The sequence below is a fragment of the Marinobacter sp. C1S70 genome, assembly GCF_000475355.1.
Lineage (GTDB): Bacteria > Pseudomonadota > Gammaproteobacteria > Pseudomonadales > Oleiphilaceae > Marinobacter > Marinobacter nauticus.
This window is the reverse complement of the sequence record NZ_AXBW01000061.1, coordinates 1-15,316: the sequence shown is the minus strand read 5'-3', so window position 1 is coordinate 15,316 and position 15,316 is coordinate 1. Positions and strand designations below refer to the sequence as shown.

The following is a 15,316-nucleotide window of genomic DNA, read 5'->3' as shown; positions in this document are numbered from 1 at the left end:
TTCTGATGTCATTCCCGGTCAATGGTGCCTGCAAAGTACATTTCGATTCGGAATACGATTGACGCCTGGTCGTCAAACCCGTCATCGCGCCGATACTCCAGGGCCGGAATCAGCTCCGCGAACAGCCAATTGTCATACACCCGGTAGCGCCATGTGATATCTGTAAAGTAGCTTGTGGTGCGCCAGGTTGGCTGGCTCTCGCCAAGCACGCCAATACGAGGGGTGATCACCGACCGGGTATTCAGACGTTTCTGCACGCTGTGAACATGGGCCCCGACAAATTCGCGCTCAGAATGAATCCATTCCAGCTCGGATGAGTTGTAGTAATGCCAGCCGTTACCCAGTGAGCGGTTTAAACCAACCCAACTGCGGGCCCCCCAGCCTTCGGTATGATAATAGTAAAAACGTTGCTGAGCATTGAGTGCCCAATCGTTGTCGATTTTCCAGCCCTTGCGCGCTTTCATACGCCAGAAGAGTTCGGGTGGTAGTCGCAGCCGGCCACCAATGTCGGTGGAGAGATTGATGGAGTCTCCAACATCCGTCAGAAACCTCAGGGCGCCGGTTGTCTCTGTGTCGGTTCGTTCCGGTTCCGTCAGTTGCCTGTCCCGCTCACGCTCCGCCAGTGGGATCAGTTCCTCGCTTTCACTCTCTACTACCAGTCGCAGTTTCTCCTCAGCGGTGGGTACATCAAGACGAAAACGCACCTCCGGCTCAAACTGGGCCGGATCGCTGTATTCGGATTCTGCTGCAAACCCCAGTCTCAGGTAGCTTTCGTTATTTGGCAGCGCCTGGGAAGAGCCGGACAGTGTTCGATCCGCCCATGCACCCAGGGACTGCACGGTTGGGCCATGCTGACGTTCCTGCCGAATAACCCAGTCGCTGACTCCCAGCCACCAGGAATCCCTGGGCTCTGCCCAGAACTCAGCGGGTTCGAAGGTATAGAACGAGATTGGCAGGCGCTCCGGCGCCAGAAGGGCGGGCACCGAGATGTCACGCATGGTGATGACCGGTTCTGCCGCTTTCGTGAAGGAACAAGCGAGGAGACCGGTGGCAAGTGCAGTAAGAATAAGTGCGGGGCGGATCAGACTATGCTCCTTGGCTGAAATCCGCCAGAAAACGTTGGTGCAGAGCGTGTACTGAAGCTTCCACACGCTCCAGCGGCTGCGCATTGTTGATAATCGCATCGGCTTTTTCGCGGCGGGCGGCTCTGGGCATTTGGGCGGCGAGTATCCGCTCCACCTGTTCGCGGCTATTCCCGTCTCTCGTCATGGTGCGGTTAATCTGGGTTTCTTCCGGTACATCCACCACAACAATCCGCTCCACCAGTTCGTGCTGGTTGGTCTCCAGAAGCAGGGGAGAGACCAGCATCACATAGGGCAGATTGTAATCCTCGGGTGATAACTGGCGGATCAGTTCCTGGCGGATAATGGGATGCAACAGGCCTTCCAGCCAGCGTCGTTGTTCCGGATCCTCAAATACTTTCTGGCGCAGGGCAGCACGGTCCAGTTCGCCGTTACCCTGAAGAATGCTCTCGCCGAAGTGATCAGCGATGGCTCTCAGGGCTTGAGTGCCCGGTTCCACGACCTGTCGGGCGACATCGTCAGCGTCCACCCAATGCACGCCAAGAGCGCCAAACATGCGGGCAACGGTGGATTTTCCAGAGCCAATGCCTCCAGTGAGGCCAATAATCGCAAAGCGGGACATTCAGACTCCGAGGTAACCGAACCAGATGGCCTGGATTTCAGGGCCAAACCACAGTGAAAGCAAGCCCGCGGCAGCCAGATACGGGCCGAAAGGAATCGGCACTTCACGCCCGTGTTTGCGAAATGCCATCAGGCTGATACCTACAATGGCGCCCACCAGGGAGGAAAGCAGAATGACGGCAGGCAGCAGTTGCCAACCCAACCAGGCGCCCAACGCCGCCAACAGCTTGAAATCCCCGTGCCCCATGCCTTCCTTGCCAGTAGCAAGCTTGAACAACCAGTACACACTCCAGAGTGAAAGATAACCGGCAACAGCGCCCCAGAAGGCACTGGTGAAGTCCGTCAGCACGCCAAAGTAGTTCAGCACGAGACCAAGCCACATCAGGGGCAGGGTGATGCCGTCTGGCAGGAGCTGGGTGTCGAAATCGATCATGGTCAGCGCCACCAGCGCCCAGACCATCAGCAGTGCCCAGAGCGCGGTCTCAGATGGCCCCAGCAGATAAACCGTTACGACGGAAAAAACCGCAGTCAGTGCTTCAATGATGGGGTAACGCGGCGAAATATGTGTTTTGCAGGAAGAGCATTTGCCACCAAGCATTAGCCAGCTGATGACCGGAATGTTTTCCCAGGCGCGAATTTTGTGGCCGCAGGAGGGACAGGTGGATGCCGGTTTTGAAAGAGTTATCCGCTCATCTGACTTGCGGTCGCCCTCCGGCACTTCCAGAAACTCCTCGCACTGGCAGCGCCATTCCTGCTTCATCATTTTGGGCAGGCGAAGGATGACAACGTTCAGAAAACTACCGACGCAGAGAGAGATGAAAATGACCGCCAGGTAGAGAAGCCAGGGGGTGGACAGGATGGTTTCTAGGGGGAGCATTCAGAGACTCGATTGGATCGTTATTTTAGCCCCTCTCCGTGGCGGAGAGGGGCGGATGAAATAGGCGTGGTGAGTTAGCCGTTAGACAACCTGACCCATCTGGAAGATTGGCAGGTACATACCGATAATCAGGCCGCCAACCAGAACGCCGAGTACGGCCATAATCATGGGCTCCATCAGGGCTGTAAGGTTGTCAACCATGTCGTCGACAACCCCTTCGTAATGCTCGGCCACTTTGGACAGCATATCGTCCAGATTGCCCGACTCTTCGCCGATGGCGGTCAATTGAACTGCCATCACAGGGAAGACGCCCTGTTGCCGCATAGAGGCTTGCAGTTGGGTACCGCTTGAGACATCGTTTTTAATGTTCATCACAGCGTCCCGATACACGGCGTTGCCGGTTGCGCCAGCAACCGAATCGAGTGCGTCAACAAGCGGAACGCCCGCCGCGAACGTGGTAGAGAGTACACGGCCGAATTTAGCGACAGCAGATTTGTCCAGGATTTCTCCGACAATCGGCAACTTCAATACATATTTATCGACGAAATCCGAGAATTTCTGGGATCTTCGCTTCGATTCTTTGAAAAGAAAAATCGTACCGACGATTCCAAGCAAAACAATAAACCACCAGGACTGAAGCCATTCGGATATTCGAATAATGAACTGTGTGAATACAGGTAGATCCGCCCCAAAGCCCTGGAACAAGCTCTCAAACTGAGGAACGACTTTTATCAAGAGAATAGCCGTAACGACAATTGCGACAACGATAACCGCAATTGGGTAAGTCATGGCCTTTTTGACTTTTTTCTTCAGGATCTCCGTTTTCTCAAGGTAAGTCGCGATACGATCCAGCATTTGTTCCAACGCACCGGCTTTCTCACCTGAGTCCACCAGGTTGCAATAAAGATCATCAAAATATTTAGGATGCTTGCGCAGAGAAGATGCGAAACCGGTACCGGAGGAAATATCGTTCCGGATAGTCATCACCAGTTCCTGTAAGCCTTTATTTTCGAGGCCATCGGCCACGATATCGAAGCTCTGAACCAGCGGAACGCCGGCTTTCATCATTGTTGCCAGCTGGCGGGTGAGCATTGCAATGTCGAAAGGCGTAATCTTCCTGCTGCCGCCAAATAATGGCTTTGGCTTTTTCTTAACCTTATCGGGAATAATGCCCTGTTTGCGCAACTGCGCTTTTACCAGAGCGATATTTGATCCTGCCAGTTCGCCTTTGGCTTTGTTGCCTTTGCGATCTTTACCTTCCCATACGAATGCTTCGAGCTTCTGCGCTTTTTCTGCCATGCTTAATCCTTCGTCACACGGTTGGCTTCTTCAAGACTGGTCACTCCCTCAATAACCTTGAGAAGCGCCGATTGCCTGAGGTTGCGGAAGCCTTCCGCCTGAGCCTGCTTTGCAATTTTGATGGAGCTGGCCTCTTCCATAATCATGCTTGCCAGCTCGTCGGTAATCTTGACCACCTCGTAAATACCAACGCGGCCTTTATATCCACCATTGCATTTATCACAGCCCTTGGGGCGGTACAACGTGAAGCCTGTATCAATTTGTTCTTGTGTGAACCCTTCCTTCAAAAGCACGTCTTTAGGTACATCCGCTGGTTGCTTGCAGCTATTGCAGAGTCGCCGGCCCAGTCGTTGAGCAATGATCAGACTTACCGAAGTGGCGATGTTAAATGCGGGCACGCCCATGTTCATCATTCGCGTGAGGGTTTCGGCGGCGCTGTTAGTATGCAGGGTGGAAAGAACCAGGTGGCCTGTCTGTGCCGCTTTAATGGCTATGTTAGCGGTTTCCAGGTCACGTATCTCGCCCACCATGATGACGTCCGGGTCTTGGCGCAGGAAGGCGCGCAGTGCCTCAGCAAACCCGAGCCCTACACGGTTGTTTACGTTTACTTGGTTAATACCTTCCAGGTTGATCTCTGCCGGGTCTTCCGCCGTGGAAATATTGATACCCGGGGTGTTCAGAATGTTCAAGCCGGTGTAAAGCGATACGGTCTTACCGGAACCTGTCGGTCCTGTGACCAGGATCATGCCCTGGGGTTGGGCCAGGGCATCCATATACAGCTTCTTCTGGTCTTCCTCGTAGCCCAGGACATCAATGCCGAGCTTCGCCTGGCTTGGATCCAAAATCCGCAAAACGATCTTTTCGCCCCAAAGGGTTGGCAGTGTATTCACCCGGAAATCGATCGCCTTGGTTTTGGATAGCTTCATCTTTATACGGCCATCCTGAGGAACCCTTCGCTCAGAAATGTCGAGCTGGGCCATGATCTTTACGCGGGCAGAGATCTTGGGAGCCAGCTTGATGGAGGGGCGAGAAACCTCTTTCAATATACCGTCGGTCCGGTAACGCACCCGGTAGATTTTCTCATAGGGCTCAAAGTGAATATCTGAAGCCCCGCCCCGGATGGCATCCAGCAGCATTTTATTCACATACTTAACGATGGGGGCATCGTCAACATCCGTGGCGGACACGGCACCGTCGTCGTCCTCGCCTTCACCACCTTCTGTTTCGACGCCCTCCAGAGCTGCATCGTCCAGGTCGCCCATTGTCGTGTCCTGGGACTCCAGATACTTATCAATAGTCGTACGGAGCTTGGAGTCGTCAACAAGAATGGCGTCTGTGCTCAGGCCGGTGTTGAACTTGATTTCATCCAAAGCCTGGATATTCGTTGGGTCTGAAACCGCTATAAAAAGCCTGTTGCCCCTTTTATAAAGCGGGAGCGCGTTATGCTTGCGAATCAGCTTTTCGTCGACCACCTTCTCCGGCATCATTTCGGGAAGAAACGAGTCAAGGTCCAATACCGAAACACCGAATTCCATAGCGGCCGAGAATGCGAGCTTCGAGCTGTCGGCAAGTTGATTCTGGGTCAGGTAAGTTATTAGTGGAATTCGGTTTTGGGACGCCTGGATGAATGCATCTTTTGCAGTTTCCTCATCCAGAAGACCGTCTTCCACAAAACGACGGGCCAGACCCGTCAAAGTCACGTTTCGGTTGCTGCTCGCCATAAATGCTCTGAGAAAGATCGTCTAAGTGGCTGAATCGAGTGTTTATGCCCACAGAGTTTAGATGTGTACTTCACGTTTGGAAAGCGCGGCCCGTCCCAGACTTGATCATTCGCAATAATCTGTCGCATTCTGCGCCTCGTCGAAATACGCGGGTTGGGGTGACGAGAAATGTCACTTCGAGACGCTGGTTGGCAGGAAAACGACGTCGGATCAGTGTGTGAAGTGCGTCACAGAAGCTTACAAGATGCTGTGGGAAAAGATGTTTTAACATTATCTTGCAATTGGCACGGTAGCTGCTTAGTTTATAGCACGCTCAGCGCGGAAACGGGGCAAAGCTCCACCGCCCCGGAGCTGGATAAACGAAAAATGACAACTCTTGAGGTTGATAACATGCAAAAGATTCAGATGAACAAAGGTCAGCAGGGTTTTACTCTGATCGAACTGATGATCGTTGTGGCGATTATTGGTATTTTGGCGGCTGTGGCTTTGCCGGCTTATCAGGATTATACAAAGCGTGCCAAAATGAGCGAAGTTGTTGGGTTTGCAGCGTCGGCTAAGACCGCTGTTGCAGAGGCGTTTCAGTCTACCGGAACTCTGCCCACGAATAATGCTGCTGCAGGGTTGCCTGCGACTCCTGCCGACATTACATCTACGTATGTAAAATCGGTGACCGTAGCGAATGGGGTTATCACCGTTGCCGTTCAGGGTACTAATGACACTACGCTTGATGCTGCCACCGTTGCATTTTATCCGGTCGACTCTGATGGCAAACTGATGGCCAACAATGCTACTGGTTCGATTGGGTGGAAATGCATTGTTAGCAGTGATGCTGTTGCTAAGTTTTTCCCGGCAAACTGCAGAGGAACAACGGCTCCTACCGGTCCATGATCATGGACAGGCACTAGCCTGACCAGACAGGCACTAGCCTTGCTACCCAAAGGCCCGGTGGTTTCGACCCCGGGCCTTTGTTAACAATTGATCATGGACAGGCACTAGCCTGACGAGATCCCCAAAGGCCCGGCGGTTCCGACCCCGGGCCTTTGTTGTTTCCGTCCGTTTGTTTACTGCGTCTAATTCGGGGTTATGGCAAAGCAGCGCCAGTAACTCGCGGCGAATCCTCGAAATTCCTGGATTCTAGGCGAGTGAAGTGCTCGGCAGGTCCGCCGATAGTTAAATTTGAGAAAGAAGGGGAGGGAGCCTAAGCCGCTTGTCGTCGCCGTCCAGGATTTCGGTAATCCTGATAACTGCCCTCAAACGCGGTCGCCCGGTGGCACCATCTTTCCGGGTCCAGATTCAACCGTTCCAGAATCGGCAGCGCCTTCTCATCAATAGCGCCCCGTTTGCCGCTTCGGCTGATCCGCCCGGTGCAATCTACCAGTTCCAGGTAATCTTCAAAGCTGAACAGGATGCCTCGCTGGAAGCCGTTTCGAATCACGCCTTCAAAACCCAGTAGCGGTTTTAACGGCACTGAAAACTCATTCAGCGCCTGCTGTTCTGTTTGCCGGGCAATGGCTTCTGCCAGATCAAAGGTGGGATGAATTCGCTCCTTGATGCTGGTGTGTTCGGAGGTTTCTGGCGTCTCTGCTATGGAGGCCCGGATGGGGTTCAGGTCGACGTAGGCCATGCAGGAGAGAAGGGCCTCTTCGGTGTCCAGGGCCTGGGATTTGAACCTGCTCTCCCAGAAGTGGCCGGTGCACTCATCCTCCTTATTGGCTTGCCTCGCTATTGGCTCATTTAAGCATTTCATAAACCAGCTCAAATCCGTCAACCGCTGCCGGAAGGTTTCTGCGTACTCCTGCACTCGTCGCAGCTCTGCTGCACACAACTCATCACCCCGATGATATCGCTGCACCAGTGGTGGCCCTTTATACAGGCTGCACCAGCGCGCCAGCACTTCATCTATGCTCCACGGTTCCACGTCATCGGGGCTTAGCTTCACGACCAGGTGGTAATGGTTCGACATCACCGCATAAGAGGCCACATCCACCGCAAACACCGAGGCCAGAAGCCGGATTCGCTCCTCAATCCAGCCGCGCCGGTGCTCATAACAGCGCCCGGTGGCGCGGTCTTGCCCGCACAGGAAGGTGCGGCGCACGCAGCGTGAGACCACGTGGTAGAAGGGGGTGTCTGAAACGCTGACGAGTTGTGCTCTGGCTTTGGGCATAGTGAGGTCCTTGTCTTCCGTGACTGTTGACATGCTCTTATCATGAATTAATCATTCGAAACTGTATATATATACAGGCTGGTCATAATTGTGGGTGTTTGTTTTCTCTTCGAATATGCCATGCAGTGCAGTAATCGAATGGGATTGGTGCTTGGCTATGGGGGGTAACAGCTAAAAATTAACAGAGGTTTGACGTTTAACGGTAAGCGTTATAGGATTCGAGGATGATTAAGAGCTTCCGATGCAAAGACACTCAAACGCTGTTTGAAACGGGAAAAACCAAACGGTTTTCGGTGATAAAGGCTGTAGCGGAGCGTAAGTTGATATTGCTGCAAGCGGCTGCAGAACTGGATGATCTGAGATCTCCGCCTGGTAACCGGCTTGAAGCCTTGAATGGTGATCGTGAAGGCCAGTACAGCATTCGTATTAACAGGCAGTGGCGGGTGTGCTTTCGGTGGACGGATGACGGCCCAGAAGATGTTGAAATTGTTGATTATCACTGAGGAGGCTGCGCGATGATTCGAAATGGTATGCGCCCTATTCACCCCGGAGAGATATTAAGGGAAGAGTATCTGGAGCCGCTGGAAATGAGTGTGAATGCGCTGGCTAACGCATTGCACGTTCCGGCAACCCGAATGAATGAGATTGTTCGAGGGAACCGAGGTGTTTCTGCAGATACGGCTTTGCGATTAGCTCGTTACTTTGGCACCAGTGCGCGGTTTTGGCTCAACCTGCAAACTGAGTTTGAGCTGCGTCAAGCCGAGGTTGAAAAAGCTGCAAAGATTGCCAAGGAGATCCAGCCGCGGGCGGCCTAGCTGATGCGCTACATAATGATTGATCAAGGACAATGATCATGGACAGGCACTAATTGATCATGGACAGGCACTAGCCTGACCAGATCCCCAAAGGCCCGGCGGTTTCGACCCCGTAGATCGTGGACAGGCACCGTCCCGCATATAGATCGTGGACAGGCACCGTCCCGAGCGCTAATCTGGCAGTTTTGTTCGACACCATCGCAGGAGCAGGCAAAGCTAACCATGCGTCAACCTCTCAACCCTAAAGTGTCTGGCGCTTCTCCGGCATCGGCTAGCCTGCTTCAGGCAATGATTGTGATATCCGCTTTTCTGGCGTTTATGCTGGTTTTGTTCTCGGACTTCATTGCCATGGCTTTCGGCGGCTACGCAGACCAGAGGTTTCTGCTAATCGGTTTAAGCGGCCTGCTGGTTATCGCCCCGATTTTGTCCTTTGCGGTAAAGCCGCAGGTGAGTATTCGTCGTACACTGCTCCTGTTGTCGCCTGCGCTGATTCTTTGTGTGGCATTTATTGCTCTTGCGTTGCCCTTTCGTAGCCAGCTCTATGTCTGGACAGAGCCCGGCATGTACTCCTTTTATTTTCTGGCTATAGTCGTGTCTGGCGGATTTTTGGCCTGGGCCAATGGCGGTGTTTTCTATTCTCGCGCTCTTATTTCGATCATTGCTGCAACCTGCCTGATTTATGGCTTGGCCTCCGTTAACGTTTATTTGTTCGCTATTTTCGATGGCCAAAAAAACCTGATTAATTTCATTCCCTGGGGCTTTGTGAATATTCGCTATTGGAGCCACATTGCCTCCTGGTGTTTGCCGTTGCTTCCACTTGCTGTGATGGTGGGGCCGCTGAAGGAGTTTAAGTCCTGGCGCATTGCTGTGCTTTTGGGGGCCGGGATGTGGTGGTGGATTCTGTTTCTGACCACTGGGCGGGGTTCCGCTCTGGGTATAGCTTTTGGTGTGGGCCTGACTGTTTTATTGTTTGGCCGAAGAGCGTTGCCCTGGTTGAAGGTCTTTGCTGTGTATCTGGCAGTGGGGATCATTCTATGGCTTCTATTGTCCGTTTTAATTCCTACCATGTTGTCAGATGGTGGCGTTCACATTAGAACGATTCATGCGGGAGACTCGGGACGTTTACCGTTGTTTGTCGAAGCATGGCATATGAGCCTGCAGAACTTCCCGTTTGGCATGGGGCCTCAGTCCTGGCTCACCCATGACCGGCTCACCGAAACCTACTCGGCTGTTGGCAAGCTTGGTCATCCCCATAATATGTATTTGATGTGGGCTGCCGAGTATGGGTGGGCGCTGATTGCGGCGTTGGGGCTGGTGGTAATTCAGGCTATCCGTTACTTCTGGAAGGCTCGCTTAGCCTTGCTGACGAGCACTGTCTCTCAGGCCTCTGATGAAAAGCTTGTGATGCTTGCTGCCTTAACTGCCTCAGTGTCAGCAGCGTTATTTCATGCGGGTGTGTCTGCGGTGTTCATGGCGCCAGGCTCGATGTTGGTTGGGCTATTCGTTTTGATTGCATTCTGGGCATTAATCATACCGGCGGAAGTTGATCAGTCTGCTGGTAACGAGCAGCGCCCGCGCTCAAAGTGGAATAGGGTAATCATTCTTGCTGTTGCTGCTGGTCTCTCTTTTGCTTGGTTAGTGTGGGCGCAAGGTGTTTGGGATTACTATCAGGATATGCGGGAGGATGAAGAGCTTTATTATGGTGAGGTGGGGGAGGGAATGCTGCCCAGATTTTGGTTTCATGGGAACTTTCCGCGTTAAGTGATTGATCAGGTGATGAATGATCATGGACAGATGAATGATCATGGACAGGCACTAGCCTTGCAGGCTCTAGCCTGACCAGATCCCCAAAGGCCCGGAGGTTTCGCCCCCGGGCATTTGTTGTTTCTGCCGTTTGGTTTCACTGCGTCTAATTCGGGGTTATGGCAAAGCAGCGCCAGTAACTCGCGGCGAATCCTCGAAATTCCTGGATTCTAGGCGAGTGAAGTGCTCGGCAGGTCCGCCGATAGTTAAATTTGAGAAAGAAGGGGAGGGAGCCTAAGCCGCTTGTCGTCGCCGTCCAGGATTTCGGTAATCCTGATAGCTATCTTCAAAGGCTGTCGCCCGGTGGCACCACCGTTCCGGGTCCAGATTCAACCGTTCCAGAATCGGCAGCGCCTTCTCATCAATAGCGCCCCGTTTGTCACTCCGGCTGATCCGCCCGGTGCAATCGACCAGTTCCAGGTAATCCTCAAAACTGAACAGGATGCCTCGCTGGAAGCCGTTTCGAATCACGCCTTCAAAACCCAGCAGCGGTTTTAACGGTACCGAAAAATCATTCAACGCTTGCTGTTCCGTTTGCCGTGCAATGGCTTCCGCCAGATTGAAGGTAGGATGAATGCGTTCCTTAATGCTGGTGTGTTCAGAGGTTTCTGGAGTCTCTGCCATGGCCGCTCGTATGGGGTTCAGGTCAACGTAGGCCATGCAGGAGAGAAGAGCCTCTTCGGTGTCCAGGGCCTGGGATTTGAACCTACTCTCCCAGAAATGGCCCGTGCACTCATCTTCCCGGTTGGCTTGCCTCGCAATTGGTTCATTCAGGCATTTCATAAACCAGCTCAAATCCGCCAACCGCTGCCGGAACGTTTCTGCGTACGCCTCAACTCGCCTGAGCTCTGCCGCACACAGCTCGTCACCCCGATGATAACGCTGCACCAGTGGTGGCCCTTTATAGAGGCTGCACCAGCGCGCCAGCACCTCATCCATGCTCCACGGCTCTATGTCATCCGGGCTGAGTTTCACCACCAGGTGATAATGGTTCGACATCACCGCATAAGCGGCAACATCCACCGCGAACACAGATGCCAGAAGCCGGATTCGTTCTTCAATCCATCCTCGCCGGTGTTCATAACAGCGCCCGGTGGCGCGATCTTGCCCGCACAGGAAGGTGCGGCGCACGCAGCGTGAGATCACGTGGTAGAAGGGGGTGTCTGAAACGCTGACGAGTTGTGCTCTGGCTTTGGGCATGGTGAAGTCCTTGTCTTCCGTGACTGTTGACATGGTCATATCATGCATCAATAATTTGAAGCTGTATATATGTACAGCATCTTGTTGCCGGATATAACTGGCTTATAAATGTTATTGGTTCCGGTGTTCCACTCAGTGGTATGGTTCGCGTATGATAAGGATCTTCAAAACGAAAACGTTTTATCGATGGATGCGGAGAAAAGGATTGCATCGCACAGTCATGGCAAGAGAGGTGGCTCGAGAGCGCTTGTTGCCACCAACTTAGGTGACCGTTGGTTCTTTGTGTTTGGGTTTGCCAAGAACGAACGTTCAGACCTGTCGGCCAGGGAGTTGCGAGCACTAAAGGCGTTGGCAGCAGACTTGTTGCAGTATTCAGACCAGGAGCTGCAGAAAGCTCACATAAGCAAAGTGTTGAAAGAGATTACTTATGGCAACCACTGACAGAGACAACCGGCTGTTGAATGAAATTCGAGAAACGGCATTGGACCTCCATGCCGTTGGGCTGATAGGTAAACGGCGACTCGGCGAATACGAAGAGCTGTGTCGCACTGACAGTAGAGAGCTCCCGCCGGAAGAAATCCGGAATATTCGCAGCCAGACCCGTATGAGTCAGGCTGTGTTTGCTGCCATTCTTAACGTGAGTGTTTCAACCGTTCAGAAGTGGGAGACGGGTGAGAAAAAGCCTGCCGGAGCATCGCTGAAATTGTTGAACCTTGTGAGAAGAAAGGGTATCGAGATTTTGTATTTATAACTCCTATCAACCATGCAATCGTGGACAGGCACTAGCCTGTGAGAGCCTGACGGGGCATGAGTGATAAATGCTGTTTGAGACTGGAAAAAAGCACAGCCTAAGGGTCATGGACAGGCACTGGCCTGCTAAACAAAAATGTGAGAGAGATGCCAATAGGCACACGGCCTGCTAGACTCCTCCCATGAAGCAAATTAACTGGAATGCTGAAAAGAACCAGCAGTTGATGAGCGAGCGCGAAGTTTCCTTCGAAGATGTCCTGTTTGCTCTTCAGTCTGGTGGTTTACTTGATGATGGACCTCACCCCAACAGGGACAAGTATCCGAATCAACGCCTGCTTGTGGTTCGGATTGACGATTACGCCTGGCTGGTGCCGTACGTCGAGAATGATAGAGAGATCTTTCTCAAGACGGTCATCCCCAGTCGCAAGGCCACCAAGAAATTTCTAGGGGGGTAGCATGGCCAAGACCAAATTGGATCCCGAAGAGCAAGAACTGCTGGAGGCATACGAATCTGGAGAGTTCGAGTCAGATCTCGATGCCGATCGTCGGGAGTACCTGGCGAAGGCGGCGGAACAAACGTTCAAGAAAGACAAGCGGATCAATATACGCATCTCTAGTCGAGATCTGGAAGCACTTCAACGTCGGGCGCTGGAAGAAGGGCTTCCTTACCAGTCCTTGGTTTCCAGTGTCCTACACAAGTATGTCTCCGGTGGGCTAAAGGATATCTCTGCCAACAAATCAGGCCAGCGGACGCGCTAAAGCGCGCCGCTGCGTGTGAGTCTGACCAATGGTTGATCATTGGTTGATCATGGACAGGGACTAGCCTGACCGGATCCCCAAAGGCCCAGCGGTTTCGACCCTGGGCCTTTGTCGTTTCTGGCTTTCGGTTTCACTGCCTCTAATTCGGGGTTATGGCAAAAAGGCAGCGGCATTCCGCCGCGAATTCTGGACATGCGCCGATTTCAGGCGAGCGACGTCCTCGGCGGGCGCGCCGATAGTCTGATTAGAAAGGCGCTGATCATGGACAGGCACTAGCCTGACCCTAGCCTGACCCGAGAAGCCGGATTCGCTCTTCAATCCATCCTCGCCGGTGCTCATAACAGCGCCCGGTGGCGCGGTCCTGCCCGCACAGGAATGTGCGGCGCACGCAGCGTGAGATCACGTGGTAGAAGGGGGTGTCTGAAACGCTGACCAGTTCTGCTCTGGCTTTGGGCATGGTGGGGTCCTTGTCTTCCGTGACTGTTGACAGTGTTTGATTCTTGTACAAGCATACAGCTGTATAAATATACAGCAAGGGAGGGTGGTCTGGATGTGTATAAATTGCAATGAATATAGCTTTAAGGCTATAGTTAGGGGCGGCTATGTGGGAAATTGAAACAACTTGTCGGTTCGATGATTGGTACTTTTCACTTGGCGAGGTGGATAGGGAAAATGTTCTGGCGGCAATACTCGTTTTAAGAGAGAAAGGCCCAATGTTATCCCGGCCGCACGCCGACAGCGTTTATGGATCTGTGCTCAAGGGAGGAATCTGATATGGCAAGTTCTTTGGACACACTGCTGGCTAACGAAAAGCCGGAAGTTGTCAGGCAGGCGCAGCTAAAGGCAGATCGCATACTTATGGAGATTCGTCTCAGCGAGGTGCGTGCATTATTGCAGAAAACCCAGAAGGATATGGCGGAGGCCATGGGTGTGACCCAGCCTACGATTGCGAATATGGAAAAGGCTGGTAAAGACTTGAAGCTATCATCTATTAAGCGATACGTGGAGAGTGCGGGAGCGAAAGTCCGTTTGGATATTGAGCTTCCTGATGGGACTCATCTGGCCATTCCTCTGTAAAAGAGCCCCCCCCTTGGACAGGCACTAGCCCCCCCGGCACTAGCCCCCCATTCTCTGTTGTCCATTTCTTTTGCCTTGCATTGTTGTAGTTTAAGAACTACAGTTAACTTATGCTAGAAATCAAGCAAACGGACACTTATCGAAAGTGGGAGCGCAAACTCCGTGACCAGCGTGGCAAGGCGTTGATTGCAGCGCGTATATTTCGGCTGGCCAATGGGTTGGCAGGGGATGTAAAGCCAGTAGGGCAGGGTGTCTGCGAGCTGCGCATTCATCATGGCCCCGGGTATCGGGTCTACTTCAAGCAGCGTGGGAACGAGATCATTATCCTGCTTTGCGGTGGAGATAAAGATACCCAGCAAAGTGATATCAACACTGCGCTGCGACTGGCATCAGAATGGGAGGCGTTATGAGCGACAAGATCTACGATTACGATCCGGCAGCGGCGCTGGATAGTGAGGACGCGATTGCGGTTTTTCTCGCCGATGCCCTGGAGACCGGTGATACGGCTTACATCGCCAAAGCCATGGGTGTGGTGGCTCGGGCGAAGGGGATGACAGAACTGGCCCGTGAAACGGGGCTTTCCCGTGAACAGCTGTATCGATCATTTAGCGAACAGGGCAACCCCACCCTGAAAACCATGCTCACAGTGACCCGCGCCCTGGGTGTGGACTTGACGGCTCGTCCTCATCCAAACCCTGATGCAAACCCTGATGGACAGGCTCGAGCCTGACCAAGTGTGGTTTATGGAGGCTTTATGCAGACAAAATCTAAATCTGGTCGGGCGTTTACGCTGCCCTCGAGCGATGAAGAGTCAGGCATTAACGAGGGGATTGCACAAGACGCAGATACACGCGAGCTCACGGACGAAGAGTTCCGCCGGTTGCGTCCGGTTGGTCGGCCAAAGGCAGAGGTTACGAAGGAGCGGATAACTATCAGACTTTCACCGGAGGTCGTTGAGTAGTTTCGCGCCACAGGCAGCGGCTGGCAAACCCGAATGGACAAGGCACTTCAGGAGTATCTGAGAACCCACAGTCAGTCCGATATTGAAACCCACAACGTAACCATGGACAGGCATGTTTGTTCATCGACAGGCATTAACCTCCCACAATCTCCCCACTGGTACATGTTGTAATCCCCCCAGAAAATAA

The 15,316-nt window shown here is 53.0% G+C and carries 19 protein-coding genes and 1 pseudogene; 12 read left to right on the top strand and 8 right to left on the bottom strand.

The annotated features are described in order from the left end of the window. Nucleotides 1-8: 8 nt before the first annotated feature. The 5 genes from Q669_RS14600 to pilB all read right to left on the bottom strand — a co-directional run bounded on the left by Q669_RS14600 (nt 9) and on the right by pilB (nt 5,600). Entirely contained in the window at nt 9-998 is a 990-nt protein-coding gene (locus tag Q669_RS14600; RefSeq protein ID WP_022992848.1) for a hypothetical protein, read from the bottom strand. Between the two features lie 88 nt (nt 999-1,086). Beyond that, nucleotides 1,087-1,704, bottom strand: a complete 618-nt coding sequence (gene coaE / locus Q669_RS14595; RefSeq protein WP_022992847.1) for a dephospho-CoA kinase — start codon at nt 1,702-1,704, stop codon at nt 1,087-1,089. Next, the gene (locus Q669_RS14590; protein ID WP_022992846.1) at nt 1,705-2,580 is read right to left on the bottom strand and encodes a prepilin peptidase; all 876 of its coding nucleotides are present in this window, start codon (nt 2,578-2,580) and stop codon (nt 1,705-1,707) included. An 81-nt stretch (nt 2,581-2,661) separates the two neighbouring features. Next, nucleotides 2,662-3,879, bottom strand: coding sequence for a type II secretion system F family protein (locus Q669_RS14585; RefSeq protein ID WP_022992845.1), 1,218 nt, complete (start codon nt 3,877-3,879; stop codon nt 2,662-2,664). Between the two features lie 2 nt (nt 3,880-3,881). After that, on the bottom strand, nt 3,882-5,600 hold the full coding sequence (gene pilB, locus Q669_RS14580) for a type IV-A pilus assembly ATPase PilB (RefSeq protein WP_022992844.1): 1,719 nt from the start codon (nt 5,598-5,600) through the stop codon (nt 3,882-3,884). Between the two features lie 168 nt (nt 5,601-5,768). On the opposite strand from pilB, the gene Q669_RS14575 reads away from it, so the two are divergent. Next, nucleotides 5,769-6,488: a pilin gene (locus Q669_RS14575; RefSeq protein WP_264673067.1), complete on the top strand. Its 720-nt coding sequence runs from the start codon at nt 5,769-5,771 to the stop codon at nt 6,486-6,488. A 310-nt stretch (nt 6,489-6,798) separates the two neighbouring features. Here the strand turns inward: Q669_RS14575 and Q669_RS14570 are convergent, their stop codons facing one another. Continuing rightward, on the bottom strand, nt 6,799-7,797 hold the full coding sequence (locus Q669_RS14570) for a transposase (RefSeq protein WP_227501121.1): 999 nt from the start codon (nt 7,795-7,797) through the stop codon (nt 6,799-6,801). Between the two features lie 191 nt (nt 7,798-7,988). Here Q669_RS14570 and Q669_RS14565 point away from each other — a divergent pair, with 191 nt between their 5' ends. The 3 genes from Q669_RS14565 to Q669_RS14555 all read left to right on the top strand — a co-directional run bounded on the left by Q669_RS14565 (nt 7,989) and on the right by Q669_RS14555 (nt 10,340). Then, a complete protein-coding gene (locus Q669_RS14565) occupies nt 7,989-8,267 on the top strand; it encodes a type II toxin-antitoxin system RelE/ParE family toxin (RefSeq protein WP_022992841.1) in 279 nt (92 codons plus the stop codon). Nucleotides 8,268-8,279: 12 nt separating this feature from the next. After that, nucleotides 8,280-8,579, top strand: coding sequence for a HigA family addiction module antitoxin (locus tag Q669_RS14560; RefSeq protein WP_022992840.1), 300 nt, complete (start codon nt 8,280-8,282; stop codon nt 8,577-8,579). Nucleotides 8,580-8,801: 222 nt separating this feature from the next. Then, entirely contained in the window at nt 8,802-10,340 is a 1,539-nt protein-coding gene (locus Q669_RS14555; RefSeq protein WP_022992839.1) for an O-antigen ligase family protein, read from the top strand. A 276-nt stretch (nt 10,341-10,616) separates the two neighbouring features. On the opposite strand, the gene Q669_RS14550 is transcribed toward Q669_RS14555, so the two are convergent. Further along, nucleotides 10,617-11,615 carry a transposase gene (locus tag Q669_RS14550; protein ID WP_227501120.1) on the bottom strand — a complete coding sequence of 333 codons (999 nt, stop codon included), beginning with the start codon at nt 11,613-11,615 and terminating at the stop codon, nt 10,617-10,619. Between the two features lie 153 nt (nt 11,616-11,768). Here Q669_RS14550 and Q669_RS14545 point away from each other — a divergent pair, with 153 nt between their 5' ends. The 4 genes from Q669_RS14545 (at nt 11,769) to Q669_RS14530 (ending at nt 13,091) form a co-directional block, all read left to right on the top strand. Then, nucleotides 11,769-12,023, top strand: coding sequence for a type II toxin-antitoxin system RelE/ParE family toxin (locus tag Q669_RS14545; RefSeq protein WP_049756940.1), 255 nt, complete (start codon nt 11,769-11,771; stop codon nt 12,021-12,023). Then, a complete protein-coding gene (locus tag Q669_RS14540) occupies nt 12,010-12,333 on the top strand; it encodes a helix-turn-helix domain-containing protein (RefSeq protein WP_011786122.1) in 324 nt (107 codons plus the stop codon). The genes Q669_RS14545 and Q669_RS14540 overlap by 14 nt, the downstream gene beginning before the upstream one ends. Before the next feature lie 181 nt (nt 12,334-12,514). Continuing rightward, nucleotides 12,515-12,787, top strand: coding sequence for a DUF4258 domain-containing protein (locus Q669_RS14535; protein ID WP_011786121.1), 273 nt, complete (start codon nt 12,515-12,517; stop codon nt 12,785-12,787). A gap of 1 nt (nt 12,788) precedes the next feature. Then, on the top strand, nt 12,789-13,091 hold the full coding sequence (locus Q669_RS14530) for a CopG family antitoxin (RefSeq protein ID WP_011786120.1): 303 nt from the start codon (nt 12,789-12,791) through the stop codon (nt 13,089-13,091). A 283-nt stretch (nt 13,092-13,374) separates the two neighbouring features. Here Q669_RS14530 and Q669_RS19400 read toward each other — a convergent pair whose 3' ends face one another. After that, nucleotides 13,375-13,548 carry a hypothetical protein gene (locus Q669_RS19400; protein WP_011786119.1) on the bottom strand — a complete coding sequence of 58 codons (174 nt, stop codon included), beginning with the start codon at nt 13,546-13,548 and terminating at the stop codon, nt 13,375-13,377. Between the two features lie 317 nt (nt 13,549-13,865). Here Q669_RS19400 and Q669_RS14520 point away from each other — a divergent pair, with 317 nt between their 5' ends. The 4 genes and pseudogenes from Q669_RS14520 to Q669_RS14505 all read left to right on the top strand — a co-directional run bounded on the left by Q669_RS14520 (nt 13,866) and on the right by Q669_RS14505 (nt 15,300). Then, a complete protein-coding gene (locus Q669_RS14520) occupies nt 13,866-14,168 on the top strand; it encodes a helix-turn-helix domain-containing protein (protein ID WP_011786117.1) in 303 nt (100 codons plus the stop codon). Nucleotides 14,169-14,278: 110 nt separating this feature from the next. Next, the gene (locus Q669_RS14515) at nt 14,279-14,578 is read left to right on the top strand and encodes a type II toxin-antitoxin system RelE/ParE family toxin (RefSeq protein WP_011786116.1); all 300 of its coding nucleotides are present in this window, start codon (nt 14,279-14,281) and stop codon (nt 14,576-14,578) included. Beyond that, nucleotides 14,575-14,898, top strand: coding sequence for an addiction module antidote protein (locus tag Q669_RS14510; protein WP_011786115.1), 324 nt, complete (start codon nt 14,575-14,577; stop codon nt 14,896-14,898). The genes Q669_RS14515 and Q669_RS14510 overlap by 4 nt, the downstream gene beginning before the upstream one ends. Nucleotides 14,899-14,922: 24 nt before the next feature. Further along, nucleotides 14,923-15,300, top strand: a pseudogene (locus tag Q669_RS14505) (BrnA antitoxin family protein). Nucleotides 15,301-15,316 lie beyond the last annotated feature (16 nt).

What these genes read in the sequence shown, in the direction of transcription:
- coaE (WP_022992847.1), bottom strand. Translation starts at nt 1,704, where the DNA reads ATGTCCCGCTTTGCGATTATTGGCCTCACTGGAGGCATTGGCTCTGGA.
- Q669_RS14555 (WP_022992839.1), top strand. Translation starts at nt 8,802, where the DNA reads ATGCGTCAACCTCTCAACCCTAAAGTGTCTGGCGCTTCTCCGGCATCG.
- Q669_RS14575 (WP_264673067.1), top strand. Translation starts at nt 5,769, where the DNA reads ATGTCACTTCGAGACGCTGGTTGGCAGGAAAACGACGTCGGATCAGTG.
- Q669_RS14560 (WP_022992840.1), top strand. Translation starts at nt 8,280, where the DNA reads ATGATTCGAAATGGTATGCGCCCTATTCACCCCGGAGAGATATTAAGG.
- Q669_RS14535 (WP_011786121.1), top strand. Translation starts at nt 12,515, where the DNA reads ATGAAGCAAATTAACTGGAATGCTGAAAAGAACCAGCAGTTGATGAGC.
- Q669_RS19400 (WP_011786119.1), bottom strand. Translation starts at nt 13,548, where the DNA reads ATGCCCAAAGCCAGAGCAGAACTGGTCAGCGTTTCAGACACCCCCTTC.
- Q669_RS14545 (WP_049756940.1), top strand. Translation starts at nt 11,769, where the DNA reads ATGGATGCGGAGAAAAGGATTGCATCGCACAGTCATGGCAAGAGAGGT.
- Q669_RS14570 (WP_227501121.1), bottom strand. Translation starts at nt 7,797, where the DNA reads ATGTCAACAGTCACGGAAGACAAGGACCTCACTATGCCCAAAGCCAGA.
- Q669_RS14530 (WP_011786120.1), top strand. Translation starts at nt 12,789, where the DNA reads ATGGCCAAGACCAAATTGGATCCCGAAGAGCAAGAACTGCTGGAGGCA.
- Q669_RS14565 (WP_022992841.1), top strand. Translation starts at nt 7,989, where the DNA reads ATGATTAAGAGCTTCCGATGCAAAGACACTCAAACGCTGTTTGAAACG.
- Q669_RS14590 (WP_022992846.1), bottom strand. Translation starts at nt 2,580, where the DNA reads ATGCTCCCCCTAGAAACCATCCTGTCCACCCCCTGGCTTCTCTACCTG.
- Q669_RS14540 (WP_011786122.1), top strand. Translation starts at nt 12,010, where the DNA reads ATGGCAACCACTGACAGAGACAACCGGCTGTTGAATGAAATTCGAGAA.
- Q669_RS14585 (WP_022992845.1), bottom strand. Translation starts at nt 3,879, where the DNA reads ATGGCAGAAAAAGCGCAGAAGCTCGAAGCATTCGTATGGGAAGGTAAA.
- Q669_RS14600 (WP_022992848.1), bottom strand. Translation starts at nt 998, where the DNA reads ATGCGTGACATCTCGGTGCCCGCCCTTCTGGCGCCGGAGCGCCTGCCA.
- Q669_RS14515 (WP_011786116.1), top strand. Translation starts at nt 14,279, where the DNA reads ATGCTAGAAATCAAGCAAACGGACACTTATCGAAAGTGGGAGCGCAAA.
- Q669_RS14510 (WP_011786115.1), top strand. Translation starts at nt 14,575, where the DNA reads ATGAGCGACAAGATCTACGATTACGATCCGGCAGCGGCGCTGGATAGT.
- Q669_RS14550 (WP_227501120.1), bottom strand. Translation starts at nt 11,615, where the DNA reads ATGTCAACAGTCACGGAAGACAAGGACTTCACCATGCCCAAAGCCAGA.
- Q669_RS14520 (WP_011786117.1), top strand. Translation starts at nt 13,866, where the DNA reads ATGGCAAGTTCTTTGGACACACTGCTGGCTAACGAAAAGCCGGAAGTT.
- pilB (WP_022992844.1), bottom strand. Translation starts at nt 5,600, where the DNA reads ATGGCGAGCAGCAACCGAAACGTGACTTTGACGGGTCTGGCCCGTCGT.